This is a genomic window from Thermus brevis (genome assembly GCF_026427635.1).
Taxonomy (GTDB): Bacteria; Deinococcota; Deinococci; order Deinococcales; family Thermaceae; genus Thermus; species Thermus antranikianii.
On record NZ_CP102606.1, the window covers coordinates 81,308 to 102,076 of the forward strand.

Consider the following 20,769-nt stretch of genomic DNA (forward strand, 5'->3'; position numbering starts at 1 on the left):
CCTCCTTAACCGCAGCCACCCACGGTCACGCGGGTGCTGGCCGATGCCAAAAGGAACTTGCCGTCCGCCGTCTCCACCACCGCCCGGATAGCCGTGGTTTCCGCCAAGCGCACCCGGGTGGCGTAGTAGGGCAGGGCCTTCATGGGCATAAAGGCCACCAGGTGCGGGGTAGGGTTCTTGTCAGCGAAGAGGTGGATGGCCTTCACCTGGCTCGAGGGCAGGTTCACCTCCACCTCGGCGGGAACGTTGGCCCCGCTTTCGGCAATGGCCGGCATGGTGAGCTTGATGACGTTGGAGGGGGTAAGATCCTTGAACCCCTTGCCCAATACCGCCTGCAGGGCCTTCTCCAGGTTGGCCAGGTCCTCACCCTCCAAACCCTGCGCCCTTACGGGAAGCCCCGCCAAGGCAACGGCCCCGAGGGCTACGCCAGTGGTCCTTAGAAACGCTCGCCTATTCACACGCACCTCCTTTGGCACAGATCTGGCGCAGCTCCGAAAGGAACTGCGCCCGGGGCCGGCTGCCAAAAAACCGGCCCACCTCTTCCCACGCCCCCTTGCGGAAGACGAGGAAGACAAAGGTTGGGGTACCCGGCACCCGATACCGCCGGGAAAGCTCCTGACCCTCCGGGGTTTCGGTATCCACGGAGGCCACCACGAACCGGTCCTCCAGGAAGCGGCTTACCTGGGGATCGGAGAGGACGAAGGTGTTCATCTGGTCGCAATAGGGGCAGTGAGGAGAGTGAAAGTACACCATCACCACCCGCCCGTGGCTCTGGGCCAAGTTCAGCGCCATGCCATAGGGATACCACCGGCCGAAGTCCGGAGCCGCCCAGGCCGCGGCCAGGGCGAGTAGGGCTAGGGACCAAAGTACCCGGTATGCGTACATCTTATACACCGCCTGGGTACACCCAAGGACATTTGTACCCTAGCACCCCCACCGGGGCAATGTCAAGCTCCTCTGACACGTAACCTTCTTTTCATAAAAACTCACTTATGAAGGCCCCTCCCCTGTACCCCCCGGGACTATACTCTTAAGAATGGCTAAAGATTTGGCTTCATTAGAGGCCTTGACAAGGAGCCAGGGACAAAATACCCTGATACCCCGGAGGGTAAAGATGAAGCGGACCCTAACGGCTCTCCTTCTTATCGGCAGCCTGGCCTTCGCCCAGGCAGACGGCGCCAAGCTTTTCAGCCAGTGCGCGGGATGCCACCAGGCCAACGGGCAGGGGCTCCCCGGGGCCTTCCCGCCCCTGGCCGGGCACGTGTCCGATATCCTGAGCAAGCAGGGCGGACGGGAGTACCTGATCAAGGTGCTCCTCTGGGGCCTCCAGGGCTCGATTGAGGTGAAGGGCATGAAGTACAACGGGGCGATGCCAGCTTTCAACGGCATGAAGGATGAGGAGATCGCCGCCCTTCTCAACCACATCGCCACCGCCTGGGGCGACGACAAGAAGGTCCAGGGCTTCAAGCCCTTCACCGCCGCTGAGGTCAAGGCCCTGCGGGAAAAGAAGCTCACTCCCCAGCAGGTGCTGGAGGAGCGCAAGAAGCTGGGTCTGAAGTAAGGCGGGCCCGCAAGGAACCCGGGGCGTGCCCCGGGTTCCTTGTTTTAATGGAGGGGTGCTGGAGCTTGCCCTGGAGAAGCGCTTCCCGGGATTCCAACTGGCCCTGGACCTCACCGTTCGGGAAGGGGAGGTCCTGGCCCTCCTGGGACCCTCGGGTAGCGGAAAAAGCACCCTGCTGAAGCTCATCGCTGGCCTCTTTTCCCCCGACCGGGGTTTCGTGCGCTTCCGCGGGCAGGACCTCACCCCCCTGCCCCCGGAAAGGCGGGGGGTAGGGTTTCTTTTCCAGGACTATGCCCTCTTCCCCCACCTCACCGTGGCGGAAAACATCGCCTTTGGCCTGGTGGAGGCCCGCTGGCCCGGGAAGGAGCGGGAAGCACGGGTGAAGGAGCTCCTTGAGCGCATGGAGCTCACCCCTCATGCCCAAAAACGACCCCAGGAGCTTTCCGGGGGAGAACAGCAACGGGTAGCCCTGGCCCGGGCCCTGGCGCCAAGGCCACGGCTTCTCCTCCTGGACGAGCCCCTGGGAGCGCTGGACTTGAGGCTACGGGAGGAGCTCCTCTTCTTTTTGCGCAGGACCCTCCGGGCGGAAGGGGTGACCACCCTGGTAGTCACCCACGACCAGGGGGAGGCCTTCCTCCTGGCCCACCGGGTAGCCCTCCTGCGTCAGGGAAGGCTCGTGCAGGTGGGGCTTCCGGAAGAGGTGTACGCAAGGCCCAAGGACCTCTGGACCGCCCGCTTCCTCGGGCACAAGAACCTCCTCTCCCCGGAGGAAAGCCAGGCCCTGGGCTTGCCTGCCAAGCCCCACCTTCTTCTGCCCAAAGCCCTCCGCCTGGGAGGGGAGCACCCAGGGGTGGTGGAGGAACGGCTTTTCTTCGGAAACAGGGTGGGGCTTTGGGTGCGGCTTGGGAAGGTGCGGCTTTACCTCGAGGCCCTGGAAGGCCCCCCGGAGGGAGCCCAGGTCCACCTCCACCTGGATCTTTCCCAGGCGGTACCCTTGGAGGGATGAGGCGCTTCGCCCTTCTCCTAGGCGGCCCCCTCCTGGTGACGGAGGCTTTGCGGGAACGCCTAAGGGACCTCCGCCTCCTGGCGGCGGACTCCGGTGGACGGCACGCCCTGGCCCTGGGGCTTCCCTTGGAACTATGGCTTGGCGACTTCGACTCAAGCCCCCCTTGGCTGCAGCAAATCCTTCCCGCCCCCAAGGAGGTGCTTCCCCGGGATAAGGACCGGACGGACGGCGAAGCCCTGGTGCGAAAGGCCCTGGAGCTAGGAGCCGAAGAAGTCCTCCTCCTAGGGGGCATTGGGGGCCGCCTGGACCACACCCTGGCCCACCTGGAGCTGGCCTTTCTGCTGGCGGAAAAGGGGGTAACGGTAGAGCTCACCGACGGGCTTACCCGGGCCTTCCCCCTCCTTGCTGGACTCCACGCCTTCCCCCTGGAAAAGGGGAGTTCCTTCAGCCTCCTGCCCTTCCCCGAGGCCACCTTGGCTGTGGAAGGAGCATGCTGGAACCTTCCCTCCACCCCCCTCAAGGCCACCACCCTCACCCTGGAAAACCAGGCCCTCGGGCCCATCCGGGTGCGGGTGGAAAGGGGACGGGCGGTGCTTTACCTGTTCTAGCCGCCTTGACAGAGCCCTAAGGGAAGGCTACACTGGCTTTTGGCGTCAAGGCCGACGCCGTGCACACCTTGGGCCGCTAGCTCAACCGGTAGAGCAACCGACTCTTAATCGGTGGGTTACAGGTTCGAGTCCTGTGCGGCCCACCATGGAACCCCGGGGCCTTCCCCGGGGGTTTTCCTTTACCATGGGGCCCATGAGGCTTCCCAAGACCCCTTTGGACCTCCTGGACCTGGACCTGCCCCGGGGTGAACCCTGGAGCTATGCCTTTGCCCAAAGCCTCCTCAAAGCCCCCTGGGCCTGGCGGGCTTTAAGGCCCACCCCGGGGCTTCTCCAGCTGATACGGCAGGACCTCGAGGTCCTCTCCCTGGAACTGGAGGGGAGGCGGAAGGAGTACCCTTTAGCCGACCTAGGGGAACGCCCTCCCCACCCCGCTGAGGAAGGGGCCCTGGCCGCCCTCCTCACCCGCGACCCCGAGGCCCTAGTCCAGGTGCTCCAAACCCACGGACCCTATCCCTTTGCCCTCTACCAGGCCTTCCGCTTCGCTGGCGAGGTGCGCCCCCTGGGAAGCTACCGCCTGCCCCCGGAGGACGAACTTCTGGGCTACGAGGAGCAGCTTAAGGCCCTCAGGACCAATGCCCTCCGTTTCCTCTCGGGAAAACCCGCCCTCCACACCCTCCTCTACGGGGCCCGGGGCACGGGCAAAAGCACCGCCGCCAAAAGCCTTTTGCACCTTAGAGAAGCCCGCATGGTGGAGGTGGAGCCCAAGGCCTTGGCCCACCTGGAAAACCTGCTGGAAAGGCTGGCCCTCCTTCCCCATCGCTTCTTCCTCTTCCTGGACGACCTCTCCCTGGATCCCAAAGAGGAAGCTTTCCACCACCTGAAGGCCCTCCTGGAAGGAAGCCTGGAAGGCCCGCCGGAAAACGTTCTCTTGCTGGCCACTTCCAACCGCCGCCACCTGGTGCGCCAAACCGGGGAAAACCCCTTACCCGGGGCCGACCCCACCGCCTGGGACGAGCTTCAGGACACCCTGGCCCTCTCCGAGCGCTTCGGGCTGATCCTCACCTTCCCGCCCTTTGACAAGACCCTTTACCTGAAGACAGTGGCCCACCACCTGGGCCGCCCCTTGACCCCGGAGGAGGAAAGGGAGGCCCTGCGTTTTGCCCTGCAAAAAGGCTTCTCCGGGCGCGTGGCCCGGCAGTTCGCCCGAAGCCTGCTTTAAAGCCCCGCGTGCTTTAACGCCGCCTCCACGAAGCCCGCGAAGGGAGGGGAGGGGCGCATGGGCCGGCTCTTGAACTCGGGGTGGCTCTGCAGGCCCAGGAAGAAGGGGTGGTCCCTGAGCTCGATGGCCTCCACCAGCCCCGCCCCCCGGCCCCGCATCCCCGGGGTGGTGGCGGAGATCACCAGCCCAGCCCGCTCCAGCTGGTCCACGTAGAGGGGATTCACCTCGTAACGGTGGCGGTGGCGCTCCAGCGCCTCCTCCTTCCCGTAAAGGCGGTGGAGGAGGGTACCCGGGCGGATGCGCATGGGCCAGTCCCCAAGGCGCATGGTGCCCCCCAGCCCCTCCACCTCCAGCTGTTCGGGCATGAGGTCTATGACCGGGTGGGGGGTGTAGGGGTCAAACTCCGTGGAGTTGGCCCCCTTGAGCCCGGCCACATGCCGGGCAAACTCGATGACCGCAATCTGCAACCCCAGGCAGATGCCCAGATAGGGGATTCCCTTTTCCCGGGCGTACTGGGCCGCCCGCACCTTACCCTCAATGCCCCTCACCCCAAACCCTCCGGGGACCAGGATGCCGGAAACATCCCTAAAGGCCTCGTCCAAATCGGCTCCCTCGAGGCCCTCCGCATCCACCCACTTCACCTCCACCCGGGCCCCGTGCCGGATGCCCGCATGCTTCAAGGCCTCCAGAAGGGAGAGATAGGCGTCCGGCATCTTCACGTACTTGCCGGCGATGGCGATCCTCACGGTGCGCTCGGGGTGCTTCAGCACCCTCACCGCCTCCTGCCAGAAGGAAAGGTTGGGGAAGACGGCCTCGAGGCCTAAGGCCCTTTCCACCACCCGGCCCAGGCCCTGCTCCTCGAGGAGGAGGGGTATCTCGTAAATGTGCTCCACGTTGGGGCTACTGAACACATGCCCCGGGCGCACGTTGGTGAACAGGGCCACCTTCTTGCGCACCTCCTCCGGCACCGGTTTCACCGAGCGGAGAACGATGGCATCGGGCTGGATGCCCACGCTCCTCAGGGTGGCCACGGAGTGCTGGGTGGGCTTGGTCTTGAACTCCTCACTGGTTTCCAGGTAGGGGACCAGGGTGAGGTGGATGTAGAAGGTGTTCTCCTCCCCCTCGTCAAAGCGAAACTGGCGGATGGCCTCCAGGAAGGGAAGGCTCTCGATATCCCCCACCGTGCCCCCCACCTCCACCACCACCACCTCGGCTCCCTGCTCCTCCGCCACCTTGCGGATGCGGTCCTTGATCTCGTCGGTGATGTGGGGAATCACCTGCACCGTCTGGGAAAGGTACTCCCCCCGGCGCTCCTTCTGGATCACGGAAAGGTACACCTGGCCCGTGGTGAGGTTGTTGCCCCGGGAGAGGTCCAGGTCCAGGAAGCGCTCGTAGTGGCCGATGTCCAGGTCGGTTTCCGCCCCGTCGGCGGTGACGAAGACCTCCCCGTGCTCATAGGGACGCATGGTCCCCGCATCCACGTTCACGTAAGGGTCAATCTTGATGGCGGTAACCCTATACCCCCGGGCCCGAAAGAGGGCTCCCAGGGAAGAGGTGAGGATGCCCTTGCCCAGGCTGGACACCACACCCCCGGTGACAAACACGTACTTCCTCGGCCTTTGCGTGCTCTCGGAAACCCCGTTCACGGGACTTCAGCCTACCACATCTGGCAAAAGACCCCGGGGTTATGGTACAGTTTTCTTTGGCGTTCTTGCGGGGTCCCCCGATCCCCCGGCAAGAACATGGTGCCTGGCACACAGAGTTGAAGGAGGGCCCAAACGCATGCAGCCCAAGACGTACATACCCAAGGAGATCGAACCCCGGTGGGTTCTCATTGACGCCGAGGGCAAAACCTTAGGGCGGCTGGCCACGCAGATCGCCACTCTGCTACGCGGCAAGCACCGCCCCGACTGGACCCCCAACCTTCCCATGGGCGACTTCGTGGTGGTGATCAACGCCGACAAGATCCGCCTCACCGGCAAGAAGCTGAAGCAGAAGATCTATACCCGGTATAGCGGCTACCAGGGGGGCCTGAAGGAGATCCCCGCGGAAAAGATGCTGGCCACCCACCCGGAGAGGGTGCTGGAGCATGCGGTAAAGGGCATGCTCCCCAAGGGGCCTCTGGGGCGGAGGCTCTTCAAGCGCCTCAAGGTCTACGCCGGCCCCACCCATCCCCACCAGGCCCAGAAACCCGTTAAGCTGGAGGTCAAGTGATGGAGCAGTACTACGGCACCGGTAGGCGCAAGGAGGCGGTGGCCCGGGTCTTTTTGAGGCCCGGAAGCGGCAAGGTCACCGTGAACGGCCAGGACTTCCAGGACTATTTCCAGGGCTTGGTAAGGGCGGTGGCAGCCCTCGAGCCCCTGAGGGCCGTGGATGCCCTGGGGCGCTTTGACGCCTACATCACCGTGAAGGGGGGCGGCAAGAGCGGCCAGATCGACGCCATCAAGCTGGGGGTGGCCCGGGCCCTTCTCCAGTACAACCCCGACTACCGCGCCAAGCTGAAGCCCCTGGGTTTCCTCACCCGGGATGCGCGGGTGGTGGAGCGGAAGAAGTACGGCAAGCACAAGGCCCGCCGGGCACCCCAGTACTCCAAGCGCTAAAGAGGGTCCGGCTCAAGCCCCTGGGAGAGGATCCCGGGGGCTTTTTCCAACTCCCGAAGGGCCTCCTGAAGCTCCTCTGGCGAGAAGACGTGAACCCTTTCGTGCCTTAAATAGACCAAACGGGCCTCGGCTTCCACCCCCCAGGCCCGCCGCACCGCCTCCCAGTAAAGGGCTAACTGCAAGCGGTAATGCTCCGGGGCCATCCTCTGGTCGGTCTTGTAGTCCTCCAGGTACCACCTGTCCCCCACCCGGTAAAGCCGGTCCAGAACCCCATACCAGACGGTGCCCGCAAGGGGCAGGACCAGGGGAAGCTCAGCGTGGTCCTCCTCCCGGCTTTCCAAAGCGGGAAGGACTTCCCCCAGCATGCGCCGGTGGTTCCAAAGGAGGAGCCGCACCTCCGCAAGGAGGCGCTTTTGCTCCTCCTCGGAGAAGGGGAAGACCACCTCCTGCAGGAGGAGGGCCCGCATGGCCTCCTCGTCCCCCGGGTGCAGGTTGCGGGCTAAAGCGTAGTGCACCAGGGTGCCCAGGGCCCGGGGGTACTCGGGGAGGGTTTCGGCCTCGAGGGCCTGGGAAAGAGCCAAAGGCTCCCCCTCCCCCTTGCGGTAAGCGCTGGGGGAAAAGACCGGGGGAAAGCGCTTGGACGGGATGCGGTGCTCCGCGTAAGGGGCGGGGGGCTGGGGTTCAGGAAGAAGTGGGGGGGAGGGCAAGGGAGGAAGGCCCGCCAAGGGGTGGCGGTGCACCAGGGGGTCCTGGTCCGCAGGCCCCAGGCCCAGGTCCATGAGAGCCTCGGCCCAGGGTCCAGGCCGTTCGGAAAGGCTTCCCGTGAGGAGGAGGACGTCCCTGGCCCGGGAGAGGGCCACGTAAAGGAGCCGCAGGGACTCCTCCTCCTGGGCACGGGCCAGGGTCCTTCTCAGGTTTTGGTACCCCTCCGTCCCCTCCAGGGCCACCTCGCCGTCTAAGCCCACCAGCACGGGTTCGGACCTCCCTCCCTCGTGGCGGGCGAGGTCAAAGACCGCCACCACCGGCCACTCCAGGCCCTTGGCCGCGTGGACCGTGAGGAGCTGCACCCCTTCTCCCCCCTCGGGAAGCTCGGAGGTTTCCGGGTCCTCGGCCCGCACTTTTAGCCACTCCAAAAGGGCCTCGAGGTCGGGGAAGCGCTCCTCCGCGGCCAGGAGGAGAAGGGTGTCCAGATTGGCCCGGGCCCTCCGGGAAAGCCGCCTTAGGAAGACCTCGTCCCGCACAAGGGCCTTCAGGGCCTCGAGGGGACGCAAGCCCGCAAGCGTCTTGAGCCCATCCAGGCGCATCCGCACCTCCGGGGGAAGGAGGGGAAGGGGATCTTCCGCCTGCAGGGCCTCCTCCACCTGCCCGAGGTCCACCCCCACGAAAGGACCCCTCAGGAAAGCCAGGAGGGAAATGCGCTCCTCAGGGCTTGGGGGACCCTCCAGCAGGGCGAGGCGCAAAGCGTGGTAGACATCCCGCACCTCGGGCCTCTTGAAGAAGCTCTGCCCCCGCCTGAGGACGTAAGGAACCCCCAGGGCCCGGAAGGCCCTTTCCAGGAAGGGAAGGCTTGCCCGGCTCCGCACCAGGACCGCCATCTCCCGGTAGGCATGGCCCTGGCCCTGGAGGGCCGCAAGCCGCTCCACCAGAAGGGCCGCCTCCTTCTCCCGTTTTTCCGGCAAGCCCCCCTCCCCCACCACCCAGTGGACCTCCACCAGGCCCTCCTCCTCCCTTAAGGGCACCACCGGCACCCGCTCGGGCTCGGGGAAAAAGCGCTCCACGAAACAGTTCAGGAAGCGTGCCACCGCTTTGGCGTGGCGCTGGGTTTCGGCGAGGCGATGGACCTCCGCCGCCTCCTTGAGGGCCTGGCGGAAGACCTCCACCCGGGCGTTGCGGAAGAGGTAGATGGACTGCTTGGGATCCCCCACGGCCACCACCTGCACCCCCGCCTCCTCCAGGACCCGGAAGAACCGCCCCTGCAAGGGGTTCACATCCTGGTACTCGTCCACCAGGAGGTAGGGAAAACGCTCCACCACCCTTCTCACCGCCTGGGGATGTTCCAGGAGACGAAGGGCCAGGGCCTCGAGGTCCCCTGGCCCCAGGGCCTCCCGCGTGCGCCGATGGTAGCCGGAAAGGACCTCCTGGAACAGCTCAAGAAGCCCCTCCGCCCCGGGCAGGGCCCGAAACGCCCCCGCCAGGGAGCGCTTCCGGTAAAGGGCGAGGAGGGACCCCTCCAGAGCTGGGTCCAGGCCCTTCAGGTAAAGGAGGCTTCGCGCCTCCTCCAGGAAGAGGGCTTCGGCCAAAAGCTCGTCCAATAGGGCAAAGTCCGGGTCCAGGGAGAGGAGGGGGGCGGTGTGGCGGATGGCCTCGGCCATGAAGCCGTGGATGGTGGTGAAGACTGCCCCGTAGACCTCCCGCTGCGCCTCCTCTGCCCAAGAAGCGGAGGAGAGCCTGATCACCTCGCCTTGGATGCGCCGCCTCAGCTCCTCCGCCGCCTTGCGGGTGAAGGTGACGGCAGCCATGCGCCGGAGGGGCACCCCCTGGCGCAAGAGCGCCAGGAGCTCCCCCACCAGGGCGTGGGTCTTGCCCGTGCCCGCGGAAGCCACGTAGAGCCTCATGCCTCCTCCTTGCGGCAGATGTCCGCCAGACCGCAGGCGTAGCAGTGGTAGCCGGGCCTCGGGGAAAACCCCCCTTTTCCCCAGCGAGGAAGCGCCTCCTTCACAAGCGCCCGAACCTCCTCCAGCTGGGGAGGCCTGTCCCCCTTGCGGTAGGGGTTCTTGCGGTAAGGACGGGGTTCCCCCAGAAAGGCCCAGGTCCAGAGGTGGACCTCCTCCACCTCCTTCCTCCGCAAAAAGGCCCCGAGGGCGTACCACTCCGTCCAGCGCCGCCGGGGGCTCAGATCGGGATCCCCCCCTGGGGGGAGGAGGCGGTAGAGGTGTACCACCCGCCCCCCTGCTTCCCGGCGCACCCCGTCCAGGCGCAGGGTGAAGCGCTCCCCCGGCCAGCGAGCCCAAAAGACCATGCCCTTTAGGTGCTCCTGGTGGAGAGCCAGCCAAGGACCCACCTCCGGATGCTGGGAAAGCTCGTCTACCCTCTCGGGGAAGAGGTGCCAGCCCAAGGCCCCATCCTCCGGGCGAAGGGGAAAGCGCTCCAGATAGGTCCGAAAGGGGCACTCCCCGTGGCGGCGGAGAACCTCCAGGTGGGCTGGGGGGGCGTGGGAGGTGGGGAGGGGTGGGGTGAAGGATTCCTCCGGCAGGGCCTCGAGGCGGCCTGAAGGCAGCAGGGGCTCGGGCCTCATTCCCTTCTCCAGGGGTTCGTAGGCCCCCGAAGGTCCCGCCTCTGGGTAGAGGAGATAGACCTCCTCCCCCCGGGTGGAAAGCGCCTGGAGGAAAAGGGGGTCAAGGCCCCGGAGGCGCCGAGGGAGCCTCCTGAGAAGCCCCCGCTCCCGCAACTCCTCCAAAAGGAAGTAGTCCTCCCCTTCTCCCAGGGTGTAGCGCCCCGCCACCCAGTCCAGCACGTAAACCCGCCTGGCCCGCACCCCCATGGCCCGAAGCGGGGGGAGGAGGGCCACCCCCCGGAGGGGTTCTTTAGGCAGGGCCTCATCCAGAAGGAGGCTCCGCCACCAGGCCAAGGGGTTTCGCCCATCCGCCCGCAAAGCCAGGCGAAGCCGGGAGAGGAAGAGCTCCTTGGCCGCCACCCCAAGCCGCTCCAAGACCTCCTCCGCCCAGGCCAGGAGATCAGGCCCGGGAGTGCGCAGGGCCAAAAACGCCTGCCATTCCTGAAGCAAGCCCTCCCTTTCCGCCAAAAGCGCCAGGGCCTCTTCCCCCGCAAGCCCAAGCCGCAGGGCCCTCCGGCCCAGGGCGGAAAACCCCAGGGCCAGAAGGTCCCGCCCGGTGGGCATGGGGTTCAGGAGGGCCAGGACCCTTTCCCCCTCCTCCGTGTCCGCCAAGGCCCCCTCCCGCCCGTCGTAAAGGGGCAAGCCGTACTCGTCCTGAAAGAGGAGAAGCCCAGGGATGCGGTCCTCCGGGGCCACCACCATCACCTCAAAGGGGTCCAAACCCTCGCCCCCCAGGTCCCTCGAAGCCAAAGCCCGCTTGAGGGCCCTCAGGAGGTGGCGAGCCTCCTCCACCGGGTTGGCCAGGGCCCAGACCTCCTTCTTCACCGGCCTTTGGGAAAGGGTCTGCCAGGGTTCCAGCCCCTCCGGAAGAAGCTCCAGGGTGAGGAGGACGGGTACCTCCCGGGCCAGGCGCTTAAGGAAGCGGAGGTCCAAAGGACCCACCTCCCGGAAGCCGTCCACCACCACCAGATCGGGCCTAGGGAAAAGGCGGAGGGGCACGCGGCCCGCCCGGTGGCGGAAATCGTCGTAGTCCAAAGCCTTTTCCTTCAGGCGCTCGTAGGCGAAGTAAACCCGCCTGAGCCTTCCCGCCTCCCCCTCCTTGGGCAGGGCGAAGGGGGAAAGGCCAAAGCGCTTGAGTTCCGCAATGGCCCGGGCGAAAAGCCGGGCCTCCCCGGGGGCGACCCCTTCCCCGTAGAGGTCTCTAAGGGCCTCCCCCACCAGGGCCACCCTTCCCGCCCCGGGAAGCAAGGGCCCAAGCCGGCCCACCTCCGCCAGCACCCGGTAGTAAAGGGCCTGGAAGGACATGAACTCCAGGCCCAGCACCGCCCCTTCCCCCCCGAAAAGGCGGTACACGTAGGCCCTTTGGTGGGGCAGGCCCACCCAGTAGACCCTCCCCCGCCGCTTCAGGACCTCCAGGGCCCATTCCCGGGCCAGGGTGGTCTTCCCCGAAGCGGGGGGGCCCAGGAGGGGATAGAGGCCCGGCTTCATATGGGGGCATTTTAAAACCGGAAAGCCCGGGAACCCGTGATACCCTTTCGTGCCGAACCCTACCCCTTACACCCTCCAAGAAAAAGGCTTGCGGAAGGGATCTTCCGGGGCCTCCAACCTGGCGAAAACCAGGTTGGCGCTATATCAGGGAATGGCTTCCGGGGAAAGGGGCAGGGGAGTGAGATCCAAGCCCAGGCGCAACACCCCCACCACCCGCCCCCGGTGGAGGACGAAACAGCGGTACCCCTCCGGCAGGACCAGCACCCGCCGGGCCAGGGAAAGCTCCCGCAGGAAGAAGAAGGGGCGCATCCGCATGGGCTTTCCGCGGATGGGGCCCATGTAGGGCATGGGCCTGCCCCCCTCGAGGGCCAAGAGAAGCAGGGGCCTCTCCCCCACCGGCTGGCCCAGGACCAGGACCAGGGTATCCCCTTCCCGGTAGAGGGCCTGGACCTCGAGGGTCCGCACCACCTTAAAGCACTGGGTCAGCACCTCTTCGGGCGAGGGGCCAAAGCCCTTGGGGCCCTCCTCCCCCAGGGCCCAGCCCCCGAGGGCCAGGAGGAGGAAGACCCCAAGCCACCGCATCCTTCCCAGTTTGACCGGTCTGGCCTTGTACCCCTTCTCGCCCATATCCGTCCCGGGATGGGGTTAACCAGGGTCCCCACCCTGGCCTGGCCAGGGTGGGGTGGGCTTAGAAGCCCCGCTCCGCCGAGATCAGGGCCAAGGCCGCCCGGGCCAACAGGAAGGCCCGTCCAGGCTCCTTGGAAAGCCTATTCTTGGCCTCGGCCACCAGATCCTTCACCAGGCTGTCCTGGGCCCGGTAGTAGGCGAGCTCCTTCTCCGCCCGGTCCACCACACTCGGGACCCGCTGGGTCAAGCGGGCATCCGGGCCCGGCCGCCCCTTACCCCACGGGGCAAAGGCATGGCCCCTGGGTCCAAAGGGATGGTGCATCCCCATCCCCATACGGGGGGCTGGCCTCGGCCCCCGGGCCTGCACCTGGGGTTCCCCTGAGGCTGCCCGGAAAAGGAGAAGGGCGGCCTGGGCCTCCCGCGCCGCCTTGAAGTACGCCTTGGCCTCGTAGCTCTTCTCCGCCCGAGCCTTCACCTCCTTGGCCCAGGCGAGAAGCTTTTCCTCCCCCGTGGCCCCCTGGGCCACCGCCTGGAGCCTGGCCAAGGCCGCCGAGGCCACCGCCGCCTGCTGGTAATCCGTGCCTTGGGCCAAGGAAAGGCCCGCCATCAGGAGAACCAAACCCATGAGCACCTGTTTCATTCCCTATCACCTCCGAACTGGAGGCTATCCCCTCTGGCTAAAGGGCGCATCGGGCGAAACCTTAAGGGAAGCCAAAGGCAGGTAGAGCCCCACCGCCGCCCCGTCCTGGTTGTCCACCCACGCCCTTCCCCCATGGGCCCGGGCCACCGCCGCCACCAAGGCGAGGCCGAGGCCCGTGCCCTTTCCCCCATGGACAAAGGGCTCCAGGGCCCGGGGCAAAAGCTCGTTGGGGAAGCCGGGCCCGGAGTCCACAAGCCAAAGCCAAACCCCCTCCTTGTCCCGCTGGATTCTGGCCTTAAGGGGAAGCTTCCCGTGGCGGCGGGCGTTGTCCAACACGTTTTCCACCGCCAGGGCGAGAAGCTCGGGGTCCGCCAGAACCTGGCCTTCCCCTTCCACCTCCAGGCCCCATCCCCCCAGGAAAGCCCGCAGGTCCAGGGGGATGAGCCTGGGGGAGGTGGCCTCGAGGCGGGATAACCTGAGGAGCCCGGAGAGCAAGGCCTCCATCCTTTCCGCCTCCCGTAAGGCTCCGGTGAGGGCCCTGGGCTCGGGCTTGCGCAGGAGCACCTCCAAGTACCCCTTCAAGGCAGCCAGGGGATTGCGAAGCTCGTGGGAGGCATGGCGGGCAAACCGGCGGGCCGCCTCCTCCTTCTCGGAAAGCTCCCTAAGAAGCCCCCCCACCTGGGCCAGGCGGCTGTTTAAGGCCTCCACCAAGGGCCTCAGTTCCGCCAGGCCCGGGTCGGGAAGAGGGCTTAGGTCCTCAGGCCGCCGGGCCTCCAGGAGCTTGGCCAGCTGCCCCAGGGGGCGAAGGGCCCAAGCGAGCCCCAGGGCGGAAAGCAGAAAGATAGCCAAAAGCACCCCTCCACCCCAGGTGGCGTAGAGGAGGAGAAGCCTCCGCCCCAGGCCGGCGACCCCCTCCAAGGGGACCGCCAGGCCGAACCCTCCCTCCTCCCGGGGCAGGGCCACGTAGAGTACCCCCCGCCACACTCCCTGGTAGGCTCGTCCCTGAGCAAGGGCCTCGAGGAGACCAGGGGGAAGGTTGGGGGAGGGCACCTCGGTGAAGGCCACCCCCTCCTTCCCTATCACGAAGCCCGTGCCGCCCCCATAGACCTGGGCCAGGCGGAAAAGCTCAAGAAGAAGGGCCTCCTCTTCTCCAGGTCCCTCCTCCCCAAGGAGGTAAAGCCGGGTGTAAAGGGCCCGGCGCAGGTCCTCGCTGGCCGCTCCTTCCGCCTCCCTGGCGGAAAGAAAGGCCAGGGGCAGGGCCAGAAGCAAGAGGGCCAGGAAGAGAAGGGCAAAAAGCCTCCCCCTAAGGGAGGAAAAGGCGGTAGCCATAGCCGCGCACCGTCTGGATGGGGTTGGGCTCCCCCAGGGCCTTCCTTAAGAGGGAGAGGTGCACCTCCAAGGTGGCGGGATCCACCTCCTCCCCCCAGACCCTCAGCATCAAAGCCTCCTTAGAAAGCACCTCCTCCGGGGACTCCAGAAAAGCCTTCAGGAGGAGGAACGCCTTGGGGGGAAGGGAAAGCCTCCTCTCCCCCCGGAAGGCCTCCATGCGCCTGGGATAAAGCCTCAGGTCCTTGTAGGCCAAAACTTCCGGGGCCTCCTTCCCCCTATGGGCGCGGCGCCAGAGGGCCTCGAGGCGGGCCAGGAGCTCGGAGAGGCTATAGGGCTTGACCAGGTAGTCGTCCGCCCCCTCCTTGAGGCCCTTCACCCGCCACTCCACCGCATCCAAGGCGGTAAGCATCAGCACGGGCACCTCCGAGCGAGCCCGGATATCCTTAAGCAGGGAAAAGCCATCCCTTTCGGGCAGAAGCACGTCCAAAATCACCACCTCCGCCCAGGGAAGGAGGCTTAGGGCTTCCTTTGGGCTTTCCGTGGCCTTGACCTCGTGCCCCTCGAGGGAAAGCCCAAGCTCCAAGGCCTCCCGAACCCCTGGGTCGTCCTCCACCAGAAGCACCCTCATGCCGGGTTCCGCCAAAGGGCCAGGGCCCGCACGGGGGCGTACACCTCCAAGGGCGGCAGGGCCTCCCCGGTCTTCAGGTCTATGCGATGGATGCGGCTCGCCCCGCGCCTGGCCGCATAGAGAATGCCCCCGAAGGGCAGAAGCTCCACCAGGCTCATGCGGTCCTCCCCCTCCAACAGGGGCAGGCTGTAGGAGGCGAGAAGGGATCCCGCCAGATCCAGCACCCGCACCTTGGCCGCCTCCACATCGTAGAGGTAAAGCCTCTCCCCCTCCACCCCCACCCCACCGAGAAGCCTCAGCTCCTCGCTTTCCTTGGAACGGCGGAAGGCATAACGGGAAAGGTAGCGCCCATCCAGGGCCAGGCGTTGCACCTGGCGGTTGCCGTAGTCCAGGACGAAAAGGAACTCCGGCGTGGCCGCCAGGGCCTTGGGATCCTGGAAGGTGCCCCGGCCCGGCCCCTGGCCGCCAAAGCGCTCCTGGTACTGCCCCTTCAAATCGAGCCGGCTCACCGTGGCGGTCTCCGAGTCCAGGACAAACAGGCTACCGTTGGCCACCGCCAGGGCCGCGGGAAAGAGGAACTCCCCGGGCTTCATGCCGTAAGGCCCGGCGGAAAGGAGGAGCTCCCCTTCCGGGGAAAAGCGGTGAAGGAGCTTGGCCCCGTGCTCAAAAACCGAGATCCAGATGCCCCCCTCCCCATCGGCGGCCACGGAGAGGGGAGGAGCTGGGAAGTAACCCGGCCCCGAGCCAATGCCGGAAAGGAGCCGGGCAGCGGTACCGGAAAGGTCCAGAAGCCGCACCGTGCCCTTTTTGGCCTCCACCCCCAAGAGCAGGTAGAAGGGGTGGGGCAGGCCCCGCTCCTCCTCCCAGGAGGCGGAAAGGCCCTGGATCACCTCGTCCAAGGAGGGGCGCTTGGCCGGGTCCTTCTCCAGCATCTTCAAGACCAAGTCGGAAAGAACCTGGGGAATCTGGGGATTGAGCTGCTTAGGAGGGGTGGGCACCTGGAAGATCTGCTGGTGAATCACCGTCTCATACCCCCCGGTGAAGGGGGGCTGGCCGGTGAGGGCCTCGTAGAGAACGATACCCAGGGAGTAGATGTCCGAGCGGTGGTCCAGCTTCTGGCCCTTGGCCTGTTCCGGACTCATGTAGACCGGGGTGCCGATGCGAGCCCCGGTGATGGTGAGGCGGGTGAGCACCTTACCGGCGGCGATGCCAAAGTCCATGAGCCGCACCCCCCTGGGGTCCACGCCATCCTCCCTGAGGGCCCCTTTGAGCACCATGATGTTCCCCGGCTTGATGTCCCGGTGGACGATCCCCTGGGCGTGGATGTGCTTAAGGGCATCGGCCACCCGGGCGAGGATGGCCGCCGCCTGCTTCAGGGAAAGGCGCCTTTCCTCTATAAGCTTGTCCAGACCCTCCCCCTCCAGGTACTCCATGGCGATGAAGTGCACTCCATCCACCTGGCCATGGTCGTAGACCTTGACGATGTTGGGATGGTCCATCTTGGCCAGGACCTCCGCTTCCCGGTGGAAGCGGCGCACGAAGCGGGGGTCGCCCACAAAGCGCTCCTGGGGAACCTTGAGGGCCACCAGGCGGCCGGTTTTCCTATCCTTGGCCTTGTACACGGTGGCCATGCCCCCCACGCCCACCTTCTCCAGGATCTCGTACTGCTTCTCCAGAGCCCGGGCCTCCTCCGTGGTCTTGGAACCGGAGGAAGCCCGTCCCTGGGTACGGGAACGCCTTTGAACCCTCCGCCGGGGACCCAGGTAGACCCGGGGTGAGGCCAGCAACCCCAGGCCCATAAGCAGCCAGGGGAAAACCACCTCCGCCCGGGCCCCCGTGGCCCAGGCGGCTCCCGAGAGGAGGAGCAGGAGGAACCAAAGGGGCCAAGGGGAAAGGCGAGAGGCCAGGGCTGCGGTGAGGAGAACCAGGAGGAAGGCCAGAAGCCCCTGCATCACTCCACCCGTAAGGCCACGGCGGTGACGTTGTCGTCCCCGCCCCGACGCAAAGCCTCGGCCAGGAGCCCCTCGAGGCTCGCCTGCAGGTCCTTGCCCAAGACCCACTCCTCCTCGGGCACTAGGCCGTAAAGCCCATCCGTGACCAAAAGCACCCCTTCCCCCGGACCCAAGTGCACCTCCTTGAGGTCAAAGCGAGCTTCCGGCAGGCCCAAGGCCCGGGTGAGGACGTTGCGGTAGGGATGGCGCTCGGCCTCCGTGCGGGTCAGAACCCCTTCCCTCAAGCGCTCCGCCACCCAGGAGTGATCCTCGGTGAGCCGCTTAAGCCCCTTGGGGGTGAGGTGGTAGGCCCGGGAGTCCCCGATGTGCCCCACCACCCCCTCCTTGAGCCAGTCCGCATAGAGGAAGGCGGTGAGGGTGGTGCCCATGCCCTTCTTCCCAAGCCTTTCCGCCTCCTTCTCCACCCGCCTGGCCGCCAGGGTGAAGGCCTTCTCCATCACCTTGGAGAGGCCCACCGCTGGCCGGCCTCCCTTCAGGTGCTCCGCATAGGCCCGCACTGCCTCGGAAATAGCCTCTATGGCCACCTTGCTGGCCCACTCCCCTGCCTCCATCCCCCCCATGCCGTCGGCCACCGCCAGGAGGAGGAGGTTACCCTGGGGGACCTCGAGGCGCATCACCCGGTGGAAGTCCTCGTTGTTCTGGCGGCGGCCCACGTGGGAGACCGCGGCCACGCTGTACCGGGGAGCAAGGCGCATCGGACCCATTATAGGATGAATGGGTGGAGCACCTGGCCGACCTGGTGGACCTCTACGAGTACCGGGTAGAGGACCTGGCCGCAGGCCGCACCCCTAAGGGGGGGAAGAGGGCTCTTTTACAACTGAGGGCCTTCCTCATCCAAACCCGCCTGCCAGGGCCTTTGGCCAAGCGCTTCCGCCAGGCCGATGCCCGCTTCCGGGCCCTGCGGCAAAGCCTTACCCCTTCCCCGCCCCCGGAGCCCCCTTCCCTGGACCTCCCCACCCCGGCCCTGGAGAACCTAGAGGAACCCCCTGCCACCCAAAAGCCTTCCCCCTTGCGGGCCATCGCCTTAAAGGTATGGCGCCTCCTGGCAGAGCGGGAGGCCAAGGCCCGGGCCAAGGACCTCCTGGCGGGGAGGCGGGAAGAACTCAGGCTCATCCACGCCTTCTTGCAGAACTACCTGGAGTACCGGGAAAAGGAAACCTTCAAGAGGGACTTCAACCTCTCCCGCTTCCACCCCACCCACCCCATCCCCTCTCTTTCCGATAGCCTAATGGACCTCGAGGACCCCAAGGTGGCCGAGGCCCTGGTGATGGAGTTTCTGGAAACCGCCCTGCACCTGCCGAAGGACCTCCCCCTGCCCCCTGAGGAAACCCGCACCTATATCCGCCGCTTCCTGAACCGCATCCTGGAGTGGGACGACGCCTACGGCCTCCCCCCCAAGCGGGACCTCATGTCCTTGAAAAAAGCCCTGGAGGAAGCCAAGCGCCTGGGGGCGAGCGCCCTGGAGATCGCCAGGCTGGAAGAACGCCTTAGGAAAGAGGCCCAGGAGGAAAGGCGGCGGGAGCTCCTCTTGGAAGAAGAAGGGCGCCGCTTCCGCGTGGCCCTGGAAAAGGTCATCGCCCTCCTGAACCTGCTCCCCACCCCGCAAGGGGAGACCCCCTGGCCCCGGGTTCCCGAGCCCGGCCAGGGGGAGGAAAGTCTCCTTACCTTGCCCCTGAGGCCAGGCCGGATCCCCTTGGGACCCCTCACCCTCACCCTAAGCCAGGTGGAAGGGACCTGGCACCTGGGTTTGGGCGGGGAGGATTATGTGCTGGAGGATACCCTGGTGATCCCCTGGGAGGACCTCGAGGTCCTGGCGGTGCGGGAGGGGGATCTCCTCCACCTGAGGCTCGAGGCGCGAAGCGGGCTCAGGCTTTACGAGCTCCTGGCCGAGGGGCGGATGCTGGCCCTTCTCCTAAGCCCCAACCAGGACTACGTCTACCTGCGCCTCCTCAGGGCCCTTTCCGCCCGCTTGAAAGGCGAGTTCAGCCCCCAGGCCTTTGGCCCCGAGCTGGCGGAGAAGTACCGCCAGGCCCCCTGGGAAGCCCTGCAGGACTTCGCCCGCAAGGTTTTGGAGCTCGCCCTGAAACGCCTGGGCGGGGCGGACCCCACCCCCCTCCTCAAGGAGGTGGGCCAGGCCCTGGGGCAGGAGCGGGAAGCCCTGGTTTTGGCGGAGGCCTTAAGGGAGTACTTGGGCCGTCGCCCCCCCACCCGGGAAACCCTGGGGGGGGAAGTGCACCTGCTTTCCATCGGGGCCGAACCCCTGGCCCTCAAGGTGGGACAAACCGTCCTCTCCCTGCGTCCCAGGAACGCCCCTTCCGGCGACCCCCAGGAGGACGTCCTTTACGTGGGCCAGGCAGGCGAGGTACCCCAAAGGCTCAAGGACCTCCTGGTCTACCGCCTCCCCGAAGGAACCGTGATCCTGGCCCGGGAGGGAAGGCGGCTTGCGTATCTGGTCATGGCGAACCCTTGACTTAAAGCCATTCCTGGTATACTCCCGAGCAAGGGGGTAGTATGAAAGTTTTGCGGCACAAAGTCTTTGCCCGGCTGATCCTCTCCTACCTGGTTTCCCAGGCGGGGAGCAAGGTGCACCGGGTAGCCCTCCTGGTGCTGGTCTATCTACTCACGAAAAACGCCCTTTGGGTTTCCTTGGTCCTGGGAGTCCAGCTTGTGGGCACCGTGGTCTTCTCCCCCCTCCTTTCCGCCTGGGCTGACACCCAGGACCGCAAGCGGCTCCTGGTGTGGTCCGACCTCCTTCGGGCTCCCCTGGTGGCCCTTATCCCTCTCCTTGGGGCCAAGAGCCTTCCCATCTTGCTTCTTCTAGTCTTCCTGATCGAACTCCTGCGGGACCTCCATGACCCCATCCAAAACGCCGTGGTCCCGGACCTGGTCCCCAAGGAAGAGGTGGACGAGGCCAACAGCCTGGTGCTTCTTGCCGACCGTCTTTCCGAGGTGCTTTTCGTAGGGGCGGCCGGGGTGCTGGTGGCGGCGGTGGGGCCTGCCTTTGCCTTCTATTTGGATGCCGCCACCTACCTGGCCTCGGGGCTTATCCTGTCGGGTCTCCCTTCCCTAAAGCCCCAAAGGCTTCCCAAGGCGACCTTCTTCGCCCGGGTGAAGGAGGGAATCGGCCACCTCGCAGGCCATCCCGCCCTCCGCCGGGCGGTGGGCACCCTCTTCATGGCTGCTGCTTTCGGCTCCGTGGAAACTGCCCTGGGGGTGGTGCTGGCCATCAAGTGGCTCGAGGTGGGCTCGGCGGGATTCGGCTTTATGGAAGCGGCCATGGCTTTAGGGGCCATTCTGGGGGGGCTTGCCATCCCCTATCTCCTAAAGCGCCTTCCCCGGGAGAGGCTTTTCCTCCTGGGGCTTTTCCTCTTTGGCCTCTTTGAAGCCTCCATCGGAGCCTTCCCCCTCTTCGCCTGGGTGCTCCTGGCCTTCCTCGTAAGCGGCTTCCTCAACATGGCCTTCATCGTCCCCGCCCGCTCCATCCTGCAGCTCAACACCCCCCAGGAGATGCGGGGACGGATCTTTGCCGCCTTCAGTGCGGTGATGAACGCCGCCGTTCTCCTGGGCACCCTGTGGGGCGGAGCCTTGGAGGGATGGATGGGAGCCCCCCGCGTCTTCCTGCTGGCAGGGGCCATGGTGAGCCTGGCGGCAGGCTATACCCTCCTCACCGGGGGCATCCCCGCACCCCAGGAAACCCGCCAAACCCAGGAAGCTTGA

Annotated in this window: 19 protein-coding genes and 1 tRNA gene; 9 read left to right on the plus strand and 11 right to left on the minus strand. The window is 66.2% G+C overall.

What is annotated here, in order from left to right; translation table 11 throughout:
- Window positions 1-5: 5 nt before the first annotated feature.
- Window positions 6-458, minus strand: a complete 453-nt coding sequence (gene soxY, locus KQ693_RS00455; protein ID WP_015717979.1) for a thiosulfate oxidation carrier protein SoxY — start codon at window positions 456-458, stop codon at window positions 6-8.
- The gene (locus tag KQ693_RS00460) at window positions 451-885 is read right to left on the minus strand and encodes a SoxW family protein (RefSeq protein ID WP_267261599.1); all 435 of its coding nucleotides are present in this window, start codon (window positions 883-885) and stop codon (window positions 451-453) included. The genes soxY and KQ693_RS00460 overlap by 8 nt, the downstream gene beginning before the upstream one ends.
- Before the next feature lie 229 nt (window positions 886-1,114).
- Between KQ693_RS00460 and KQ693_RS00465 the strand changes: the two genes are divergently transcribed.
- The 5 genes from KQ693_RS00465 (at window position 1,115) to KQ693_RS00485 (ending at window position 4,394) form a co-directional block, all read left to right on the plus strand.
- Complete coding sequence (locus tag KQ693_RS00465; protein WP_267261600.1) at window positions 1,115-1,561, plus strand: c-type cytochrome; 447 nt, start codon at window positions 1,115-1,117, stop codon at window positions 1,559-1,561.
- 55 nt (window positions 1,562-1,616) lie between these two features.
- Window positions 1,617-2,567 (plus strand): ABC transporter ATP-binding protein, encoded by a 951-nt coding sequence (locus tag KQ693_RS00470; RefSeq protein WP_267261601.1) that lies wholly within the window; start codon window positions 1,617-1,619, stop codon window positions 2,565-2,567.
- Window positions 2,564-3,175, plus strand: a complete 612-nt coding sequence (locus KQ693_RS00475; RefSeq protein WP_267261602.1) for a thiamine diphosphokinase — start codon at window positions 2,564-2,566, stop codon at window positions 3,173-3,175. Before KQ693_RS00470 ends, KQ693_RS00475 begins: the two co-directional genes overlap by 4 nt.
- A gap of 70 nt (window positions 3,176-3,245) precedes the next feature.
- A tRNA-Lys gene (locus tag KQ693_RS00480) sits at window positions 3,246-3,321 on the plus strand.
- A 47-nt stretch (window positions 3,322-3,368) separates the two neighbouring features.
- Entirely contained in the window at window positions 3,369-4,394 is a 1,026-nt protein-coding gene (locus KQ693_RS00485) for a DUF815 domain-containing protein (RefSeq protein ID WP_267261603.1), read from the plus strand.
- On the opposite strand, the gene KQ693_RS00490 is transcribed toward KQ693_RS00485, so the two are convergent.
- Window positions 4,391-6,040, minus strand: a complete 1,650-nt coding sequence (locus KQ693_RS00490) for a CTP synthase (RefSeq protein ID WP_054392189.1) — start codon at window positions 6,038-6,040, stop codon at window positions 4,391-4,393. The two genes, KQ693_RS00485 and KQ693_RS00490, sit on opposite strands and share 4 nt — an antisense overlap.
- Before the next feature lie 136 nt (window positions 6,041-6,176).
- Here KQ693_RS00490 and rplM point away from each other — a divergent pair, with 136 nt between their 5' ends.
- Together rplM and rpsI are read left to right on the plus strand one after the other, a co-directional pair.
- A complete protein-coding gene (rplM, locus tag KQ693_RS00495; protein WP_015717986.1) occupies window positions 6,177-6,608 on the plus strand; it encodes a 50S ribosomal protein L13 in 432 nt (143 codons plus the stop codon).
- The gene (gene rpsI, locus KQ693_RS00500) at window positions 6,608-6,994 is read left to right on the plus strand and encodes a 30S ribosomal protein S9 (protein WP_015717987.1); all 387 of its coding nucleotides are present in this window, start codon (window positions 6,608-6,610) and stop codon (window positions 6,992-6,994) included. The genes rplM and rpsI overlap by 1 nt, the downstream gene beginning before the upstream one ends.
- Here the strand turns inward: rpsI and KQ693_RS00505 are convergent.
- The 8 genes from KQ693_RS00505 to KQ693_RS00540 all read right to left on the minus strand — a co-directional run bounded on the left by KQ693_RS00505 (window position 6,991) and on the right by KQ693_RS00540 (window position 17,747).
- Window positions 6,991-9,609 (minus strand): UvrD-helicase domain-containing protein, encoded by a 2,619-nt coding sequence (locus KQ693_RS00505; RefSeq protein ID WP_267261604.1) that lies wholly within the window; start codon window positions 9,607-9,609, stop codon window positions 6,991-6,993. The genes rpsI and KQ693_RS00505 overlap by 4 nt on opposite strands.
- Window positions 9,606-11,816 carry a PD-(D/E)XK nuclease family protein gene (locus tag KQ693_RS00510; protein ID WP_015717989.1) on the minus strand — a complete coding sequence of 737 codons (2,211 nt, stop codon included), beginning with the start codon at window positions 11,814-11,816 and terminating at the stop codon, window positions 9,606-9,608. The genes KQ693_RS00505 and KQ693_RS00510 overlap by 4 nt, the downstream gene beginning before the upstream one ends.
- Window positions 11,817-11,960: 144 nt before the next feature.
- Complete coding sequence (locus KQ693_RS00515) at window positions 11,961-12,398, minus strand: hypothetical protein (protein WP_038031287.1); 438 nt, start codon at window positions 12,396-12,398, stop codon at window positions 11,961-11,963.
- A 106-nt stretch (window positions 12,399-12,504) separates the two neighbouring features.
- Window positions 12,505-13,083, minus strand: coding sequence for a hypothetical protein (locus tag KQ693_RS00520; protein ID WP_015717991.1), 579 nt, complete (start codon window positions 13,081-13,083; stop codon window positions 12,505-12,507).
- 24 nt (window positions 13,084-13,107) lie between these two features.
- Window positions 13,108-14,412: a sensor histidine kinase gene (locus KQ693_RS00525; RefSeq protein ID WP_015717992.1), complete on the minus strand. Its 1,305-nt coding sequence runs from the start codon at window positions 14,410-14,412 to the stop codon at window positions 13,108-13,110.
- Window positions 14,387-15,040 carry a response regulator transcription factor gene (locus KQ693_RS00530; protein ID WP_015717993.1) on the minus strand — a complete coding sequence of 218 codons (654 nt, stop codon included), beginning with the start codon at window positions 15,038-15,040 and terminating at the stop codon, window positions 14,387-14,389. The genes KQ693_RS00525 and KQ693_RS00530 overlap by 26 nt, the downstream gene beginning before the upstream one ends.
- Complete coding sequence (locus KQ693_RS00535) at window positions 15,037-16,992, minus strand: protein kinase domain-containing protein (RefSeq protein WP_015717994.1); 1,956 nt, start codon at window positions 16,990-16,992, stop codon at window positions 15,037-15,039. Before KQ693_RS00535 ends, KQ693_RS00530 begins: the two co-directional genes overlap by 4 nt.
- Window positions 16,992-17,747: a PP2C family protein-serine/threonine phosphatase gene (locus KQ693_RS00540; protein WP_015717995.1), complete on the minus strand. Its 756-nt coding sequence runs from the start codon at window positions 17,745-17,747 to the stop codon at window positions 16,992-16,994. The genes KQ693_RS00535 and KQ693_RS00540 overlap by 1 nt, the downstream gene beginning before the upstream one ends.
- Before the next feature lie 23 nt (window positions 17,748-17,770).
- Between KQ693_RS00540 and KQ693_RS00545 the strand changes: the two genes are divergently transcribed.
- Window positions 17,771-19,522, plus strand: coding sequence for a hypothetical protein (locus tag KQ693_RS00545; RefSeq protein WP_267261605.1), 1,752 nt, complete (start codon window positions 17,771-17,773; stop codon window positions 19,520-19,522).
- 41 nt (window positions 19,523-19,563) lie between these two features.
- Window positions 19,564-20,769, plus strand: a complete 1,206-nt coding sequence (locus tag KQ693_RS00550) for an MFS transporter (RefSeq protein ID WP_219759638.1) — start codon at window positions 19,564-19,566, stop codon at window positions 20,767-20,769.

Coding starts and splice junctions, on each gene's coding strand:
- KQ693_RS00535 (WP_015717994.1), bottom strand. CDS start 16,992: ATGCAGGGGCTTCTGGCCTTCCTCCTGGTTCTCCTCACCGCAGCCCTG.
- KQ693_RS00550 (WP_219759638.1), top strand. CDS start 19,564: ATGAAAGTTTTGCGGCACAAAGTCTTTGCCCGGCTGATCCTCTCCTAC.
- rplM (WP_015717986.1), top strand. CDS start 6,177: ATGCAGCCCAAGACGTACATACCCAAGGAGATCGAACCCCGGTGGGTT.
- KQ693_RS00505 (WP_267261604.1), bottom strand. CDS start 9,609: ATGAGGCTCTACGTGGCTTCCGCGGGCACGGGCAAGACCCACGCCCTG.
- KQ693_RS00460 (WP_267261599.1), bottom strand. CDS start 885: ATGTACGCATACCGGGTACTTTGGTCCCTAGCCCTACTCGCCCTGGCC.
- KQ693_RS00465 (WP_267261600.1), top strand. CDS start 1,115: ATGAAGCGGACCCTAACGGCTCTCCTTCTTATCGGCAGCCTGGCCTTC.
- KQ693_RS00525 (WP_015717992.1), bottom strand. CDS start 14,412: ATGGCTACCGCCTTTTCCTCCCTTAGGGGGAGGCTTTTTGCCCTTCTC.
- KQ693_RS00540 (WP_015717995.1), bottom strand. CDS start 17,747: ATGCGCCTTGCTCCCCGGTACAGCGTGGCCGCGGTCTCCCACGTGGGC.
- KQ693_RS00510 (WP_015717989.1), bottom strand. CDS start 11,816: ATGAAGCCGGGCCTCTATCCCCTCCTGGGCCCCCCCGCTTCGGGGAAG.
- KQ693_RS00515 (WP_038031287.1), bottom strand. CDS start 12,398: ATGCGGTGGCTTGGGGTCTTCCTCCTCCTGGCCCTCGGGGGCTGGGCC.
- KQ693_RS00485 (WP_267261603.1), top strand. CDS start 3,369: ATGAGGCTTCCCAAGACCCCTTTGGACCTCCTGGACCTGGACCTGCCC.
- KQ693_RS00475 (WP_267261602.1), top strand. CDS start 2,564: ATGAGGCGCTTCGCCCTTCTCCTAGGCGGCCCCCTCCTGGTGACGGAG.
- KQ693_RS00530 (WP_015717993.1), bottom strand. CDS start 15,040: ATGAGGGTGCTTCTGGTGGAGGACGACCCAGGGGTTCGGGAGGCCTTG.
- rpsI (WP_015717987.1), top strand. CDS start 6,608: ATGGAGCAGTACTACGGCACCGGTAGGCGCAAGGAGGCGGTGGCCCGG.
- KQ693_RS00520 (WP_015717991.1), bottom strand. CDS start 13,083: ATGAAACAGGTGCTCATGGGTTTGGTTCTCCTGATGGCGGGCCTTTCC.